The following is a 14,167-nucleotide window of genomic DNA, read 5'->3' as shown; positions in this document are numbered from 1 at the left end:
GTCGGGCTATTTCTCGGTCAGTTTCAGCTCGATCCGGCGATTGCGGGCCCGCGCGGCCTCGGAAGTGCCGGGATCGACCGGCTGAAACTGGCCAAAGCCGTTTGCCGCCAGCCGCTCGGGCGCGATGCCGAGGAAATTGATCATGTAGCGCACCACCGAAAGCGCCCGGGCCTGGCTCAGCTCCCAATTGTCGGCGAACTGCGCCGAGCCCACGATCGGCACATCGTCGGTATGGCCGTCGACACGGATCACCCAGTCGATTTCGTCGGGGATGTCATCGGCCACCGCCTTGAGGATGTTCGCCACCTTGGCGATCTCGTGCTGGCCCGCGTCCGAGAGACGGGCATCGCCGGAGCCGAACAGCACCGACGAGGAAAAGACAAAGCGGTCACCCTCGATCCGCACGCCTTCCTGACTGCCCAGCAGATCGCGCAGCCGGCCGAAGAATTCCGAACGGTATCTTTCGAGGTCTTTGGCCTCTTCCTCGAGCCGCGCCTTCTCGGCCGCCAGCAACGCCGCATTGCGCGCCTCAGCATCGGCCCGGCGGCGCTCTTCCAGCGCCTTCTGCGCCAGCGCCACATTGAGGTCAGAGCCGAGGTTCTCGATCTGGATGTTCTGCGCCGCGTCGCGGGCCTTGTAATCATCGAGCAAGGCCCGCAACTGCCCGAGTTCGTCGCGCAGCGTGGCAACCTGCTGGTTGAGAAGCGCGGCGCGCCTCTGCGCTTCGGTCGAAACCTGGGTCTGTTGCTCCAGCTCCTGCCGTGCCGCCGCCAGAAGCGCTTCGCGGTTGGTCACTTCCTGCGCCCGCGTCCGGGCCGCGGCCTCGGCCTGTTCGGCCGCCTCTTCGGCGGCGAGCTTCAGCGCCAGGGCCTCGGCCAGCTGCTTGCGAATGTCCTCCTGCGCGGTCTCGGCCTTGACCGTCGCCGCCAGCGCCGCCGAAAGCTGATCGCGCAGGCTGGCCTCGCCGGTCTCGGTCTCGTCCAGCGTCGCGCGCAGGTTGGCAAGCTGGCTTTCCAGCGCCGCCACACCCTCCTGCGCCGCTTCCAGCTGCCCGCCCAGCGCCGCGGCGTTTTCCTGCGCCGCCAATTGTGCCGCCAGCGCCTCGGCCAGCCGGTCCTCGAGCGATTGCGTCTCGGTCCGCGCCTCCGAAAGCCGCGCCTGCGCGGTCTCGAGACGGCCTTCCGCCGCCGCCCGCGCCTGTTCCGCCGCGACCTGAGCGGCCAGCGCTTCGGCCAACTCGTCCTCGACGCCCGCCAGATCGGACTGGGCCGCCAGCGCCCGCGCCAGCTCGGCCTCGAGCGTCGCCTGCCGGTCCTCGGCGGCCTCTACCGCCTGCCCGGCCTCGCGGGCGCTGCGTTCGGCGGTGATCTTGGCGGCCAGCGCTTCGGCCAGTTGCTGCTCCAGCGCGCCCTTTTCCGCGTCGGTGCTGTCACGCAGGGCGGTCAGCGCCTGTTCCAGCTCACCGATCCGGGCCGATTGGTCCTGGCTGTCCAGCAGCGCGGCCGCAAGTTGCGCCTCGAGCGCATTGAGCTGAGACGAGGTGCTCCGGTCGTCGCTGATCGCGACCTGCAAATCCTCGGCCAGGGCCGCATTGCGCTGCTCGGCCTGCCGCTGGGCCAGAAGCGCCGCCGCCAGCTGCTGCTTGAGCGCCTCGGTCTCGGCCGCGGTTTCATCGAGCGTTGCACCGATCTCGGCAACCCGCGTCTCGGCCGCCCGTTGCGACAGCAGCGCCGCCGCCAGCCGCGCATCCAGATCCTGTTCCGCCGCCTGCGCCGCCGCCAACATCGACAGCGTCTCTTCCGCCTCGCGCCGCTGCTCCTCGAGCGCCAGCGTCATTGCCGAAAGCTCGGCATCCGCCGTCATCAGCTTTTCGCGCAGGGCCTCCGCCGCTGCCGCCTCGGCCAGCCGCCGCGCCTCTTCCTCGCTCAGCCGGTCTTCCAACGCGCTGACTTGGCTGGTAAATTCCGCCGAGGACTCCTCTTGCTGCGCCTTGAGATCGGCAATCATCGCCTCGAGCGCATCGGCCTGCGCCGCCGCCAGCCGCGCCGCCTCGACCTCGGCGTCGATCTCGTCGCGGGCCTGGGCCAAGGCCAGTTGCAGCGCCTCCTGCTCCGACAGCAGCGCCTGCTCGCTATCTTCCAGCTCGGCGATCCGCGCGGTGGCGGTTTCCTGATCGGCCAGCAGCCCGGCGACCCGATCCTCGAACGAGGCGATCCGCGCATTGGCGGCGCCCAGCGCATCCTCGCGTTCGGCAACGGTCTGTTCCAGCGTGGCGATCCGCTGTCCAGCCTGCGACAGCGCGGCATCGCGCTCGGTCACGTCCTGCTGCAAGCCGGCAATCAGGGCGGCCTGTTCCCGGGCACGGGTATTGGCATCGACCAGCGTCGAGACCAGATTGCCGACCTCGGATTGCAATTCGGCGGTCTTTTCCCGTTCGAGCCCCAGGGCCTGCGCCAGCGCCGCGATCTCGTTCGAGAGCTGGTTGAGCTCGCTTTCCTGGCCGGTGATGGTTTCGCGCAACGTGAATTGCACCACCATGAAGATGGTCAACACGAACATCAGCACCAGCAACAAGCCGGTCATCGCATCGACGAAGCCGGGCCAGATCGAATTTTGAAACCGTTGACCGGTGCGGCGTGACAACGCCATGGATCAGCCCTCCTGTTCGGGGGTTCCCACCTTGGGCGGCCTCAGGTGGCGGCCCGGCCGGGACGAGGCGGCGCTTGCGGCGCTGACCTGCCGCACCGCCATGTTGAGCGCCCGGGTCAGCTGCGCCAGATCGGTGCGCAGCTCGGCCATGCTTTCCTGCCGGCCGGCGGACATTTCCTCGAGAATGCGCAGCATCTGCACGTCGATCGAGCGCAGACGCATCCGGCTTTCGGCATCGATGCCGCCCTCGCCGTCGCCCTTGCGGCTCTCGAGCGCGTCGATCAGCCGTTCCTGCCCCTCGGCCAGCCGGGTCAGGGCCGTGGTCGGTGCCGATTGCCGCTCGAGTTGTTCGGTCATCCGCTCGACGCTGTCGGCCAGCGTCGAGAGCTTGTCATCCACCACCGCGCGGCTTTCGTCGGACTGGGCGAACATCTGTTGCAGATGCTCCATCTGTTCAGACATGTGATCGACCACCGCGACCAGCAATTGCTGGTCGCTCGCGCCTTCGCCCTCACCCGAGCCGGCATACCCCAGACGGGTGATCGTCGAGAGCCATTCCTCGAGTTCGCGGTAAAACCGGTTCTGGCCATGGCCGGCAAACAACTCCAGCAGCCCCACGACCAGCGAGCCGGCCAGCCCCAGCAGCGACGAGGCAAAGGCGGTGCCCATGCCGCCGAGCTGCGCCTGGAGGCCTTCCTGCAACCGCTCAAAGATCTGGCCGCCGGTCTCGCCCGGGGCCGGGGTCAGAGAGCGGATGGTATCGACCAGCGCCGGCACCGTGGTGGCCAGCCCGTAGAAGGTGCCCAGAAGCCCCAGAAAGATCAGCAGGCTGACGATATAGCGGGTGATCTCGCGCGCCTCGTCGATCCGCTGCGCCACCGAGTCGAGGATCGAGCGCGACGAGGTGGCCGAAATCTGCATCCGCTTGCCCCGGGTCCGCATCAGCGCGGCCAGGGGCGCAAGGATGCGCGGCGCCTCCTTGCCGGCGTCGTTCTCCGAGACGAAATTTTCGATCCAGCGGACCGAGCCGATCAGCGTCAGCACCTGCCAGAAGGTCGCCAGCACGCCGATCACAAAGACCAGCACGATGAAGCCGTTCAGATAGGGGTTCGACAGGAACACCGGCAGCACGCGGGGCAACGCCAGCACCAGACCGGCCACGACAAGCCCCAGAACGGTGACCATGAAGAAGACCTGACGGACAGGCTGGGAAAATCTCGGTGCGGCCTCGCGGTCCGGCTTGTCCACCATGAGGGACCATTCCTGAAGATAGCTAAATCCGTCCGGACTCTAGGGAGGATTCCCGGTCAAGCCAAGGCGTTATCGGCAAATGTCACGGACCCGGTCGGCCAACCATTGCAAATCTGCATCCTCGATGCCCAGTTCGGTCAGATGTTGCGCGGTGTTCCAGAGATATTCGGTATTCGGCCCCCGGCCGCCCACCGCCTGCGCAATGATCTGCGCCTGGTCCTCGAGCGGGATGTCGCGGCAGTACTGCCAGTGATCGCGGTTGATGACATAGGCCAGCGCCTCGACCTGGCGGCCATCCTCCAGCCCCAGCATCACATGCCGTTCGACATAGGCCGAAGACACCAGCTCGCGGTCGCGCAGATAGGCCAGCGTGTCGTCCTCGGTGCCCGGCTCGGCCCGCAGCGCCACCCCGTCGCAGATCGCGCCCGGCGCCTCGTCGAGTGCCAGAACCAGGCCCGGCGCCGCTTCGGTGCCGCGATGATGGATCGAATGCATGCAAAAACTGCGGTGATAATGCTCAAGCGAGGCAAGGCGGCTTTCCGCCACCGCAAAGCCGGGGTTCCACAGGAGCGAGCCGTATCCGAAGACCCAGAGTGCCATCATGCTTTTCCTTTCCGCCTTCTGCCAGTAAAGCATTGCCGCAAGAGGCGAAAGCCCACGCGCGGAGAAAGCCCATGATGAAACGTCTCGCCTTTGTGATACTCGTCGCCGCCCTGGCCTGGTCGGGCTATTGGCTCTGGGGCAAACAGAGCCTCATGGCCGGCTACCAGCGCTGGTTCGCCGAGCGCCGCGACGATGGCTGGGAGGCCGGGTATGCCGAGATGAAGGTGCGCGGCTTTCCCAACCGCCACGACACCACCTGGACCGATCTGCGCATCCTGGACCCCGAAAGCGGGCTGGGCTGGGAAGCGCCGTTCTTTCAGCTCTTTCTGCTGAGCTACAACCGCCATCACGCGATTGCCGCCTGGCCCCGCCACCAGGTGATCGTGACGCCCGACGGCCCGCTGCACGTCACCAGCGAGCAGATGCAGGCCAGCCTGGTGACCGAGGGCGAGGACCACGCGCTGACACGGGGCACCCTGGTGGCCGATGTGCTCAACATCACCGGCACCGACGGCGCGACCACGGCGCTGGCGCAGCTGCGCCTGGCCGGCACCCGGGTGGACGCGGCCAGCTATGACGTGGCGCTGACCGCCGAGGGGCTGGCCCTGCCGCGCGGGCTCAACCAGGCCACCGGCGGCGCCCTGCCGCAAACCTTTTCCGAGGCGCGGATTGCGGCGCAACTGGGCTTTGACGCGCCCTGGACGCTGACCTCGGCCGAGGCGCGGCCGCAGCCGACCCGGATCGCGGTCCGCGAAGCGGCGCTGGAATGGGGTCCGATGGCGCTCCGGTTGACCGGCGATCTCGAGATCGATGGAGAAGGCCGCGCCAGCGGCGATGTGCATGTGCAGGCGCAGAACTGGCAGGAGATGCTCGCGGTGGCCCGCGCCTCCGGGCAGGTCGCGGATGTGCTGGCCGACGGGGTCGAGGCGACACTGACGCTGATGGCCGGGCTCTCCGGTGGTCGCCGCTCGCTCGATCTGACGCTGCGGCTCGAGGAGGGCGCGATCTGGCTTGGCCCGGTGCCGGTGGGTGACGCCCCGAGGTTCCTCCTGCGTTGACCCCGTCCCGGGCTCGACCCGGGACCTCGCGGCCCGAGGAGCGGCCGGATCATGCCCGGGGCGCCCCCCTTGCGGGACATCGAACCGCGCGTCACCGGAGGATGCCCGAAACCGGGCACATCGCGGAAACCCGCGTCCTCCCGACCGCCCCGGCCAACCATGCCCTTGCGCCCCGCGGTCCCAAACGCGAGACTGCGCCCATGACCGCCATCACCAACCGCCTGAAAGACGAACTCACCGCCCGGCGCGACGATCTGATCGCGCTGACGCAGGCGCTGATCCGCATTCCCACGCTGAACCCGCCCGGCGCCAACTATCGGGAAATCTGCGAGTTTCTCGGCCAGCGCCTGGAAAAACGCGGTTTTGACATCCAGATGATCCGCGCGACCGGCGCCCCGGGCGACAGCGACCGATACCCGCGCTGGAACGTCATGGCCCGCCGCGAGGGCCGGCACACCGGGCCCTGCGTGCATTTCAACTCGCATACCGATGTGGTCGAGGTCGGCCAAGGATGGACGGTCGATCCTTTCGGCGGCGAGGTGAAGGAAGGTCGGATCTACGGCCGCGGTGCCTGTGACATGAAGGGCGGGCTGGCGGCGGCGATCCTCGCGGCCGAGGTCTTTGTCGATCTCTGCCCCGACTTTCACGGCGCGGTCGAGATCTCTGGCACCGCCGACGAGGAATCCGGCGGCTATGGCGGCGTCGCCTATCTCGCCGAACAGGGATTTTTTGCACCCGAGCGCGTGCAGCATGTCATCATCCCCGAGCCACTCAACAAGGACCGGATCTGCCTGGGCCATCGCGGCGCCTGGTGGGCCGAGATCGAAACCAGAGGCGAGATCGCCCATGGCGCCATGCCCTTTCTCGGCGATTGCGCGGTGCGCCACATGGGGGCGGTGATCGATGCCTTCGAGAGCCGGCTCTACCCCGCCATGGCGCAACGGCGCACCGACATGCCGGTGGTGCCCGAAGGCGCGCGGCAATCGACGATGAACATCAATTCGATCCACGGCGGCGAACTCGAGCCGCCCGACGATTACACCGGCCTGCCCGCCTATTGCGTGCCCGACAGCTGCCGCGTGGTGATCGACCGGCGCTATCTTGCCGAAGAGACCCATGCCGGCGTCGCCGGCGAGGTCCGCGCGCTGCTCGACGATTTGAAGGCGACCCGCGCGAGGTTCGACTACCGGTTGCAGGAGATCAACCATGTCGCCCCCTCGATGACCGACCGCGAGGCGCCGGTTGTCACAACGGTGGCGCAGGCGATCCGCGAGGTCATGGGCAAGGCGCCGGAATATGTCGCCTCGCCCGGCACCTACGATCAGAAGCATATCGACCGCATCGGCCGACTGAAAAACTGCATCGCCTATGGACCCGGCGTTCTGGAACTGGCGCACAAGCCCGACGAATGGGTCGGCATCGACGACATGGTCCAGAGCGCGCAGGTCATGGCGCTGTCCTTGGCCGCGCTTTTGCTGACCGACTGACCTCGCGACACCCCGGAACCGGCCGGAACCTTCGACGGCTGCCATGCGTTTTTTCCTGGATTACCGCAAGCATCCGAGGTGTTCGATGACCCGCATTTTTCTGGCCCTCTCCGTCCTGCTCGGGCTCGGGGCCTTCGCAATCTCGCTCCGGCTCTATTTCGGCACGCCGACCGGAGGGGACGGCACCCTGGGCGCGCTGCTCACCGCGCTGGGCAGTGCCGCCGCGGCACTGCTGGCCGCTTATGTCGCGCTCTTTCCGCACCACCCCTCACAGGGGCCGGCCTCGGCCTTTGCCTTGCTTGCCGAGGTGCTGACCGGCGTGGCGGGCTGGTTCCTGACAAGCTGGCCGATCATCATCACGATCACCCTGGCCGCGGCCTTCCTCGTCGCCGCCCTCGCCCGACTGCCGGGAGAAACGGAGGCCCGGGCATGAAGCCGCGCCGGGCGCCCCGGTGCCCGGCCGCTTGCCCGCGCGACACCGGTGCGGCCTGGCCGCCGGCGGCAAACCAAGCCTCAAGCCGGATATCGGCGCGCGCCCGCGGTCGGCTCGCCGCCGGCCGAGGCAGCGTCAGCCACGCACCGGGATATCGATATTGTCGATCAGGCGCACCCCGGCGAGATAGGCGGCGGCAAAGAGCCGGGCCGGCTCGCGCGGGGACTCGAGCAGCGCGAGCGTGTCGCAGCTGCGCAGTTCGAGGTAGTCGACCTTGAGGAAATCCGCCTTTTCCAGCGCCAGCAGCGCCGGCGGCACCAGCTCCGGCATCGGCCGGCCCGCAGCCAGCCCGGCGGCGATCTCTTCCATCACCTCATGCAGGCGCGGCGCCTTGACCCGGGCCCGATCCGAAAGCAGCAGGTTGCGCGACGACATCGCCAACCCGTCGATCTCGCGGATCGTCGGACAACCCACCACCTCGACCCCGAGATCAAGATCGCGCGACAGCCGGCGGACGACCTGAAGCTGTTGAAAATCCTTCTCGCCGAAAAAGGCGAAATCGGCCGCGGTCTGACGAAAGAGCTTGGTCACCACCGTCGCCACGCCATCGAAATGCCCCGGCCGATAGGCGCCGCAGAGCACGTCGGTCAGCCCGGCCACCGACACATTGGTCGAAAACCCCGGCGGATACATGATGTCGCCCTCCGGCGCCCAGATCGCATCGACCCCGAAGCGCTCGAGCTTGCGGGCGTCCTCCTCTTCGGTGCGGGGATAGTTCTTGAGGTCGTCGGGATTGTTGAACTGCTTTGGATTGACAAAGATCGTCACGATCACCCGGTCGGCCCGCTGTTTCGCCGCCGCTACAAGGCTGAGATGGCCGTCGTGCAGCGCGCCCATGGTGGGCACCACGCCGATCGCCTCGCCGGCGCGCCGCCACCCGGCGGTCATCGCCCGCAGCGCCGCGGGCTCGCGAATGATCGGCACGCTCACGAGGCTTTTCCCGGCGCTTCGTCGGCAAAGACATGTTCGGCCGCCGGAAAGGCGCGGGCGCGCACATCGGCGGCATAGGCGGCAATCGCAGCCGCGCCGTCCTGGCCGAGCTGGCCATAGCGTTTGACAAATTTCGGCTTGAAGGCGGTGAACAGCCCCAGCATGTCGTCGACCACGAGCACCTGGCCGTCGCAGCCCGCCGAGGCGCCGATGCCGATGGTGGGGATCGGCACTTCGGCGGTGATCCGGTCGGCCAGGCTCTCGGTGACCTTTTCCAGAACCACTGCAAAGGCGCCGGCGTCGGACACGGCGCGCGCATCGGCGAGGATCTGCTCGGCCCCAGCCCCGCGGCCCTGCACCTTGTAGCCGCCCAGCGTATGGATGGCCTGTGGCGTGAGGCCCACATGCGCCATTACCGGGATGCCGCGCCGGGTGAGAAAGTGGATGGTCTCGGCCATTTGTTCGCCACCCTCGAGCTTGATCGCCCCGGCGCCGGTCTCGGCCATCATCCGCGCGGCATTGCGGAACGCCTGCTCGGGGCTTTCCTCGAAGCTGCGGAACGGCAGGTCGACCACCATCATCGCGGTCTCGAGCCCGCGCGCCACGGCCTGGCCGTGCAGAATCATCATCTCCATCGTCGCCGAAAGCGTCGAGGCGAGTCCGTGCTGCACCATGGCGACGCTGTCACCGACAAGGACGAAATCGCAATGCGCGTCCATCATCTGCGCCATCGGCGTCGTATAGGCGGTGAGGGATACGATCGGTGTGCCGCCCTTCATCGCCCGGATTTCACTGGGCATGAGGGCTTTCTGGCGGGCGGTCGCGCTCATGGCGGGCCTCCGGTTGCTTCGCGTTGCCCCGATGTAACAGCGGCCATCGGGGGAATCCAGTGACCACCGCACTTTGCCGCGCAAGATCGTGGCCGAAGCGGGCGCCGTGACGCAAGGATAAATCGCGGCTTGCGGTCCGCGAACCGCTGACGGATCGTGGGGCAAAGCAAGAGGAGGCTCGGATGACGCTCACGGATCTGCCGTTCGATCCGTCGCTGGTGCTGATCGGCGGCGGCTGGCGCGCGGCGCAGGGCGGCGCGACGCTCGCGCTGATCGACCCGTCGGACGCCAGCGATCTGGCCCGCATCGCCCGCGGCGGCCCCGAGGATATCGACGCCGCCGTCACGGCCGCGCAGGCTGCCCGCGATGGCGGCTGGGGCCGGATGCCCGCGGCCGAGCGCGGCCGCATCCTGTCGCGCCTGGCCGGGCTGATCCGCGCGCGTGTCGACTGGCTTGCCGAGCTCGAGGCGCGCGACGTCGGCAAGCCGCTGACCCAGGCGCGCAACGATGCGGTGGCGCTGGCGCGCTACTGCGAATTCTACGGCGGCGCCGCCGACAAGCTGCACGGCCAAACCCTGCCCTATCTCGATGGCTACACCGTCTATACCCTGCGCGAGCCGCATGGGGTGACCGGCCATATCGTGCCCTGGAACTACCCGATGCAGATCATCGGCCGATCCGTCGGCGCGGCGCTGGCGGCGGGCAATGCCTGCGTGCTGAAACCGGCGGAAGAGGCCTGTCTGACCGCGCTGGCCTTTGCCTGGCTGGCCGAAGAGGCCGGGCTGCCGAAGGGCGCGCTCAACGTGGTGCCAGGCCTCGGCGCCGAGGCCGGTGCGGCGCTGGCCGGCCATCCGGGCATCAACCACCTGAGCTTTACCGGCTCGGTCGCCACCGGCGCGACAGTGCAGGCGCTGGCGGCGAAACATGTCGTGCCGGTAACGCTGGAACTGGGCGGCAAGTCGCCGCAGCTGGTCTTTGCCGATGCCGATCTCGACGCCGCCCTGCCCTTTCTCGTCGGCGCCGGCATCCAGAACGCCGGCCAGACCTGCTCGGCCGCGTCGCGGGTGCTGGTGCAGCGCGAGGTCCATGCCGCGCTGCGCGACCGGATGGCGGCGCGCTACGACGCCTTGCGGGTCGGCCCGGCGCTCGAGGATCTCGATGTCGGCCCGCTGATCAGCGCCCGCCAGCAAGGCCTTGTCGGTCGCTTTCTGGACCAGGCGCAGGGGCTCGCCATGGCGGCCCGGGCCGAGGTGCCCGAGGGCCCGGGCTATTTCACCGCGCCGACATTACTCGACAGGGTGCCGCCGGACCACCCGCTGGCCCAGCAGGAGATTTTCGGCCCGGTGCAGGTGATCATTCCCTTCGACACCGAGGAAGAGGCGCTGCGGATTGCCAATGGCACCGATTACGGCCTGGTGGCCGGTGTCTGGACCCGGGACGGCGCGCGGCAGATGCGGCTGGCGCGGGGGCTGCGTTCGGGCCAGGTCTTTCTCAACAATTACGGCGCCGGCGGCGGGGTGGAACTGCCCTTTGGCGGCACCGGCAGATCCGGCCACGGCCGGGAAAAGGGCTTCGAGGCGCTATACGGCTTTTCAACGCTCAAGACCGTGGCGGCCTATCATGGCTGAGGGAGGCAGAGAGAGCATGAGACTGAAGGACAAACGCGCCATCGTGACTGGCGCAGGCTCGGGCTTTGGCGCCGGCATCGCGCGGAAATTTGCCGCCGAGGGCGCGCAGGTCCTGCTCGCTGATATCAATCACGAGGCCGCCGAGGCGCAGGCCCGCGAGATTGGCGGCCGTGCGGCACATGTGGATGTCTCCGACGGCGGCAGCATGGCGCGGATGGTGGCCGAGGCCCGCGCGGCCATGGGCGAGATCGACATCCTGGTCAACAACGCCGGCGTCACCCATATGCCGGCCCCGATGGAGGAGATCGAGGAAGCCGAGTTCGACCGGGTCTTCGCCGTGAACTGCAAATCGGTCTATCTTGCCGCCCGCGCCGTGGTGCCGCTGATGAAGGCGCGCGGGTCGGGCGTGATCCTCAACATCGCCTCCACCGCCGCTGTCTCGCCCCGGCCGAACCTGAACTGGTACAACGCCTCGAAAGGCTGGATGACCACCGCCACCCGCGCCATGGCGATCGAGCTGGCGCCACATGGCATCCGCGTCAACGCCGTCAATCCAGTGGCGGGCGACACCCCGCTGCTGGCTTCTTTCATGGGCGAGGACACGCCCGAACGACGGGCCCAGTTCCTCGCCACCATCCCGCTGGGCCGCTTTTCGACGCCCGAGGACATCGCCGGCGCCGCCTGCTACCTCTGCTCCGACGAGGCCGGCCTTGTCACCGGGGTCTGCATGGAAGTCGACGGAGGCCGCTGCATATGACCCCCGGTCCCCGCAACCTGATCACCGATATCGCCGGTCTGCGCGTCGGCAATGCCGAGGACGCGACGCTGAAATCCGGCACCACGGTGCTGGTGGGCGCGGCGCCTTTCGTGGCCTCGGTCGCGGTCATGGGCGGCGCCCCCGGCACGCGCGAGACCGATCTCCTGGAACCCGACAAGATGGCGCCGGCGGTGGATGCGCTGGTGCTCTCCGGCGGATCGGCCTTCGGCCTTGCGGCGGCGCAGGGCGTGATGGACGCGCTGGCCGAACAGGGCCGCGGCTTTGCCGTCGGCCCCGCCCGGGTGCCGATCGTGCCGGCGGCGATCCTCTTCGACCTGCTCAACGGCGGCGACAAGGCCTGGGCGGCCAACCCCTATCCCGCGCTCGGCCGCAGCGCCCTGGCCAATGCGGCCGAGGATTTCGCCCTCGGCACTGCCGGCGCCGGCACCGGCGCCACCACGGCAATGCTCAAGGGCGGTCTCGGCTCGGCCTCGCTCCGGCGCGGCGAGATCACCGTCGGGGCGCTGGTCGCCGCCAACCCGGTGGGCAGCGTCACCACCCCCGGCACAGGTCATTTCTGGGCTGCGCCTTTCGAACTGGGCCGCGAATTCGGCGGTCTGGGCCCCGATCCCGCGCCGCAACACCTCGACCTGGCGCAGAGCCGCAAGCTCGCGGCGCTGGCGCCGGGCGCCAATACCACCATCGCCGTGGTCGCCACCGACGCCCGGCTTACCAAGGCGCAGGCCCGGCGCATGGCGGTGGCGGCGCATGACGGCATCGCGCGGGCGGTGGTGCCGGCCCATACGCCGATGGACGGCGACCTGGTCTTTGCGGCCGCCACCGGCGCGGTGGAGATGACCGCGCCGGACTGGCAGATGATCGAGATCTGCCACGCAGCCGCCACCTGCCTCAGCCGGGCAATCGCGCGGGCGGTGTTTCACGCCACCCCGGCGCCGGAGGACATGATGCCCTGCTGGTCTTCGGGGGGGCCGGGCTGAAGCCCGGCCGGCGCCCGGATCACTGGACCTTGTGGCCGGCGCGGCTTATGAGGCGGCAAACCGCCAGGAGATGCCCATGCCCTTCGACCGTTCCGTCAAGATCGCCCCGTCGATCCTTTCCGCCGATTTCGCCAACTTCGGGGCGGAGATCCGCGCCATCGAGGATCAGGGCGCCGATTGGGTGCATGTCGACGTGATGGACGGGCATTTCGTGCCCAACCTCACCTTCGGCCCCCCGGCGGTGAAGGCGTTCCGGCCGCATGTAAAGACCTTCATGGACGTGCATCTGATGATCGCCCCGGTCGATCCCTATATCGAGGCCTATGCCGAAGCCGGCGCCGACATGCTCACCGCCCATGTCGAGGCCGGGCCGCATATCCACCGCACGCTTCAGGCGATCAAGGCGACCGGCATGCAGGCCGGTGTCGCGCTCAACCCCGGCACCCCGGCCGAAGCGGTGGCCGATGTGCTCGACCTCGCGGACATGGTGCTGGTGATGACCGTCAACCCCGGCTTCGGCGGGCAGAAGTTCATCGACCTGACCGCCAAGGTCCGCAAGGTGCGCGAGATGATCGGCGACCGCGAGGTGCATATCCAGATCGACGGCGGCGTCGACCCGAACACCGCGCCGCTGGTGGTCGCGGCCGGTGCCGACGTGCTGGTCGCCGGCTCGGCGGTGTTCAAGGGCGGCTCGGTCGAGGCCCCCGAGGTCTACGGCCGCAACATGCAGGCCATCCGCGACAGCCTGGCATGAGCCTGACCATCGCCTTCGATCTCGACGGCACGCTGATCGACAGCGTGCCCCAGATCGCCGATTGCGTGAACACGGCGCTGGCCACCCGCGGGGCCGGCCCGCTGACGCAACGGACGGTACAGGGCTTTGTCGGCAAGGGCCTGCCCGCGCTGGTCCGTCAGGTCGCCCGGGAACTGCGCCTGCCCGAGGCCGACACAGACCCGCTGCACGACGAGATCCTCGCGCTCTACACCCGTGTCGAAACCCCGGCGAGCGCGCTTTATCCCGGCGTCCGCGCCGCTTTGGCGGTGCTCAGGGACGAGGGCCACAGCCTTGCGATTTGCACCAACAAACCGCATGCGGCGACACTGAAATGCCTTGCCGACACCGGCCTGACGCTGCTCTTCGACCGGGTGATCGGCGGCGACAGCCTGCCCACCCGCAAACCCGATCCCGTGATGCTGCATGCCGCCCTCGACGGCGCCGGGACCGCGCTCTACGTCGGCGACAGCGAAACCGATGCCGAAACCGCTGCGGCGGCCGGCATTCCCTTCCTGTTGTTCACCGAAGGCTACCGCAAGTCCGCGGTCGAAGACTTGTCCCATACCGCCAGCTTCTCCAGCTTCGCCGACCTGCCGAATCTCGTCGCAACCCGGTCTTCTTCTCTTTGAAAATACCGCCGGGGGTCTGGGGGCAGAGCCCCCGGTTTGAAGTGGGGGTTTGGGGGCAGCGCCCCCGACGCCTCCGTGG

General features: G+C 68.6%; 13 protein-coding genes. 8 read left to right on the top strand and 5 right to left on the bottom strand.

Translation table 11 applies throughout. The annotated features are described in order from the left end of the window. Positions 1-6: 6 nt before the first annotated feature. The 3 genes from AC0J5K_RS02015 to AC0J5K_RS02005 all read right to left on the bottom strand — a co-directional run bounded on the left by AC0J5K_RS02015 (position 7) and on the right by AC0J5K_RS02005 (position 4,500). Positions 7-2,649 carry a peptidoglycan -binding protein gene (locus AC0J5K_RS02015; protein ID WP_274565807.1) on the bottom strand — a complete coding sequence of 881 codons (2,643 nt, stop codon included), beginning with the start codon at positions 2,647-2,649 and terminating at the stop codon, positions 7-9. Positions 2,650-2,652: 3 nt separating this feature from the next. Then, a complete protein-coding gene (locus tag AC0J5K_RS02010) occupies positions 2,653-3,897 on the bottom strand; it encodes an AAA family ATPase (RefSeq protein ID WP_048533649.1) in 1,245 nt (414 codons plus the stop codon). A 72-nt stretch (positions 3,898-3,969) separates the two neighbouring features. Beyond that, positions 3,970-4,500 (bottom strand): gamma-glutamylcyclotransferase, encoded by a 531-nt coding sequence (locus AC0J5K_RS02005; protein ID WP_048529498.1) that lies wholly within the window; start codon positions 4,498-4,500, stop codon positions 3,970-3,972. 74 nt (positions 4,501-4,574) lie between these two features. Here AC0J5K_RS02005 and AC0J5K_RS02000 point away from each other — a divergent pair, with 74 nt between their 5' ends. The 3 genes from AC0J5K_RS02000 to AC0J5K_RS01990 all read left to right on the top strand — a co-directional run bounded on the left by AC0J5K_RS02000 (position 4,575) and on the right by AC0J5K_RS01990 (position 7,481). Further along, positions 4,575-5,561 carry a DUF2125 domain-containing protein gene (locus AC0J5K_RS02000; RefSeq protein ID WP_274565808.1) on the top strand — a complete coding sequence of 329 codons (987 nt, stop codon included), beginning with the start codon at positions 4,575-4,577 and terminating at the stop codon, positions 5,559-5,561. A gap of 200 nt (positions 5,562-5,761) precedes the next feature. Next, positions 5,762-7,048 carry an acetylornithine deacetylase/succinyl-diaminopimelate desuccinylase family protein gene (locus AC0J5K_RS01995; RefSeq protein ID WP_274565809.1) on the top strand — a complete coding sequence of 429 codons (1,287 nt, stop codon included), beginning with the start codon at positions 5,762-5,764 and terminating at the stop codon, positions 7,046-7,048. An 85-nt stretch (positions 7,049-7,133) separates the two neighbouring features. Beyond that, a complete protein-coding gene (locus AC0J5K_RS01990) occupies positions 7,134-7,481 on the top strand; it encodes a hypothetical protein (protein WP_274565810.1) in 348 nt (115 codons plus the stop codon). A gap of 135 nt (positions 7,482-7,616) precedes the next feature. On the opposite strand, the gene panC is transcribed toward AC0J5K_RS01990, so the two are convergent. Beyond that, the gene (panC, locus tag AC0J5K_RS01985; RefSeq protein ID WP_274565811.1) at positions 7,617-8,471 is read right to left on the bottom strand and encodes a pantoate--beta-alanine ligase; all 855 of its coding nucleotides are present in this window, start codon (positions 8,469-8,471) and stop codon (positions 7,617-7,619) included. Further along, on the bottom strand, positions 8,468-9,301 hold the full coding sequence (panB, locus tag AC0J5K_RS01980) for a 3-methyl-2-oxobutanoate hydroxymethyltransferase (protein ID WP_274565812.1): 834 nt from the start codon (positions 9,299-9,301) through the stop codon (positions 8,468-8,470). The genes panC and panB overlap by 4 nt, the downstream gene beginning before the upstream one ends. Positions 9,302-9,483: 182 nt before the next feature. On the opposite strand from panB, the gene AC0J5K_RS01975 reads away from it, so the two are divergent. From AC0J5K_RS01975 to gph, 5 genes are all read left to right on the top strand, one after another. Next, positions 9,484-10,929: an aldehyde dehydrogenase family protein gene (locus AC0J5K_RS01975; protein WP_274565813.1), complete on the top strand. Its 1,446-nt coding sequence runs from the start codon at positions 9,484-9,486 to the stop codon at positions 10,927-10,929. Between the two features lie 16 nt (positions 10,930-10,945). Beyond that, a complete protein-coding gene (locus AC0J5K_RS01970; RefSeq protein WP_274565814.1) occupies positions 10,946-11,686 on the top strand; it encodes an SDR family oxidoreductase in 741 nt (246 codons plus the stop codon). Then, positions 11,683-12,684, top strand: coding sequence for a P1 family peptidase (locus AC0J5K_RS01965; protein ID WP_274565815.1), 1,002 nt, complete (start codon positions 11,683-11,685; stop codon positions 12,682-12,684). Before AC0J5K_RS01970 ends, AC0J5K_RS01965 begins: the two co-directional genes overlap by 4 nt. A gap of 76 nt (positions 12,685-12,760) precedes the next feature. Continuing rightward, positions 12,761-13,438 carry a ribulose-phosphate 3-epimerase gene (gene rpe / locus AC0J5K_RS01960; RefSeq protein ID WP_274565816.1) on the top strand — a complete coding sequence of 226 codons (678 nt, stop codon included), beginning with the start codon at positions 12,761-12,763 and terminating at the stop codon, positions 13,436-13,438. Next, on the top strand, positions 13,435-14,088 hold the full coding sequence (gene gph / locus AC0J5K_RS01955) for a phosphoglycolate phosphatase (protein WP_274565817.1): 654 nt from the start codon (positions 13,435-13,437) through the stop codon (positions 14,086-14,088). The genes rpe and gph overlap by 4 nt, the downstream gene beginning before the upstream one ends. Positions 14,089-14,167 lie beyond the last annotated feature (79 nt).

The sequence above is a fragment of the Marinovum sp. E3 genome (assembly GCF_055755275.1).
The sequence above is the reverse complement of the archived record's forward strand: the minus strand, read 5'-3'. Positions and strand labels throughout refer to the sequence as shown.

Bases quoted from the DNA above. Each gene is read 5' to 3' on its own strand.
- AC0J5K_RS02015 (WP_274565807.1), bottom strand. From the start codon at position 2,649: ATGGCGTTGTCACGCCGCACCGGTCAACGGTTTCAAAATTCGATCTGG.
- AC0J5K_RS02005 (WP_048529498.1), bottom strand. From the start codon at position 4,500: ATGGCACTCTGGGTCTTCGGATACGGCTCGCTCCTGTGGAACCCCGGC.
- AC0J5K_RS02000 (WP_274565808.1), top strand. From the start codon at position 4,575: ATGATGAAACGTCTCGCCTTTGTGATACTCGTCGCCGCCCTGGCCTGG.
- AC0J5K_RS01995 (WP_274565809.1), top strand. From the start codon at position 5,762: ATGACCGCCATCACCAACCGCCTGAAAGACGAACTCACCGCCCGGCGC.
- AC0J5K_RS01990 (WP_274565810.1), top strand. From the start codon at position 7,134: ATGACCCGCATTTTTCTGGCCCTCTCCGTCCTGCTCGGGCTCGGGGCC.
- panB (WP_274565812.1), bottom strand. From the start codon at position 9,301: ATGAGCGCGACCGCCCGCCAGAAAGCCCTCATGCCCAGTGAAATCCGG.
- AC0J5K_RS01975 (WP_274565813.1), top strand. From the start codon at position 9,484: ATGACGCTCACGGATCTGCCGTTCGATCCGTCGCTGGTGCTGATCGGC.
- AC0J5K_RS01970 (WP_274565814.1), top strand. From the start codon at position 10,946: ATGAGACTGAAGGACAAACGCGCCATCGTGACTGGCGCAGGCTCGGGC.
- AC0J5K_RS01965 (WP_274565815.1), top strand. From the start codon at position 11,683: ATGACCCCCGGTCCCCGCAACCTGATCACCGATATCGCCGGTCTGCGC.
- rpe (WP_274565816.1), top strand. From the start codon at position 12,761: ATGCCCTTCGACCGTTCCGTCAAGATCGCCCCGTCGATCCTTTCCGCC.
- gph (WP_274565817.1), top strand. From the start codon at position 13,435: ATGAGCCTGACCATCGCCTTCGATCTCGACGGCACGCTGATCGACAGC.